This window comes from Arthrobacter sp. 01N442 (genome assembly GCF_056399345.1).
The window spans coordinates 1-1532 of sequence record NZ_JBFTRD010000014.1; the positions used below are offsets into that span (position 1 = coordinate 1).

At 68.7% G+C, this 1532-nt stretch carries 1 protein-coding gene and 1 pseudogene; both read right to left on the reverse strand.

Annotated features, from left to right (window positions below; translation table 11 throughout):
* The coding region (locus AC1DNC_RS16735; RefSeq protein WP_476863653.1) for an L-serine ammonia-lyase at positions 1-1028 on the reverse strand (1028 nt) is incomplete at its 3' end.
* A gap of 234 nt (positions 1029-1262) precedes the next feature.
* A pseudogene (locus tag AC1DNC_RS16740) lies at positions 1263-1532 on the reverse strand (serine hydroxymethyltransferase); the annotation flags it as partial.

Genomic DNA, 1532 nt, shown 5'->3' on the forward strand with positions numbered 1-1532 from the left:
TTGTACAGCACCCCGATGGCTCCGGCGGCGAGCAGGAACTTGACCACGACGTCGTCGCGGTCCTCCTGGGTGGCCTGGTCCATGCCCGGGGCGAAGTGCAGCGCGTAGTAGAGCACGGCCGGGATGATCCCGGCGGCGCCGTTGGTCGGTGCGGTGACGACCCGGCCGCCCGAGGCGTTCTCCTCATTCACGGCCAGGGCGATCAGGTTGACCCATTCCTGCCAGTATTTCGGGTCCCGGTAGTCAGGGTCCTGGCCACGGTTTTCCTTCATCAGCCGTTCGTGCCAGTCCGGGGCGCGGCGGCGGACCTTAAGCCCGCCCGGGAGCAGGCCCTCGCGCTTGAGGCTGACCTCGACACAGCCTTCCATCACGGAGTAGATGTGCAGGAGGCCCTCGCGGATCTCCGCTTCCGTGCGGGAGGCTCGCTCGTTGACGAACATGATCTCCCCGATCGAGAGCCCCTTGGACTGGCAGCGTCCCAGCAGCTCCGCGGCGGTGCGGAACGGCAGCGGCAACTCCTCCTTGGACTCGGCCAGTTCCTTCAGCGCCGCGTCCTCCTCGCCCTCTCGGACGATGAAGCCGCCGCCGACGGAGAAGAAAGTGGCGCTGTGAACAACGGTTCCGTCGGCGTCGGAAACCGTGAACGTCATGCCGTTGGTGTGCCGGGGCAGGACGGTGAGCGGGCGCAGCACCATGTCCTTCACCCCATAGGGCAACACGACGGATCCTGCCAGCTGGAGGGTTCCCGTCTCGGCAATGGCCGCCAGCCGATCCTCGACCTCGTCGGGGAGGATCTTCTCCGGGTGGTAGCCCTCGAGCCCCAGCAGGATCGCGGTCATGGTGCCGTGCCCGTGACCGGTCGCGGCCAGGGAACCGTAGAGGTCCACCCGCAACCCTGCAACGCGGTCCAGGTCCCCCGACGCCTTCAACTCCTCGGCAAAGACTGCGGCGGCCCGCATGGGCCCCACGGTGTGCGAACTTGAGGGCCCGATCCCAATAGAGAAAAGGTCGAAGACGCCAACAGCCATGGTCGGTTCCTAACTGGGGATAAATGTGGGGACGGAGCAGAAGGTGAGGTGCCCTCGAGGGGCCGGCGGAGCCGGGCTTTTCGAAAGCGTGCGTCAAAGCGAGGGCCCACGCCGTCCGGGTTCCTTGGCCGAGCTTGCGAGGCTAGGGGGACGGTGGGGAGAAGGAGCAGCACGCGTGAAAAGTCCGGTCCGCCGGTCCCGGAGCCAGCCCGGGTAGGGCCGGCCCCTGGACGGTCAGGCTAGGTTAGCAACCGTGGGGTAGAGCGGGTGGGCGGCGGCGAGGGCCTGGACCCGGGTGCGGAGCCCGGTCAGGTCCGCGCCGGCGTCGGCGGTCAGGGCCTCGGCGATGATGTCCGCGACCTCGGCGAACGCGGCTTCGCCGAACCCGCGGGTCGCCAGCGCCGGGGTGCCGATCCGCAGCCCGGAGGTGACCATCGGCGGGCGCGGGTCGAACGGGACGGCGTTGCGGTTGACCGTGATGTCGATCGCGGCGAGCCGGTCCTC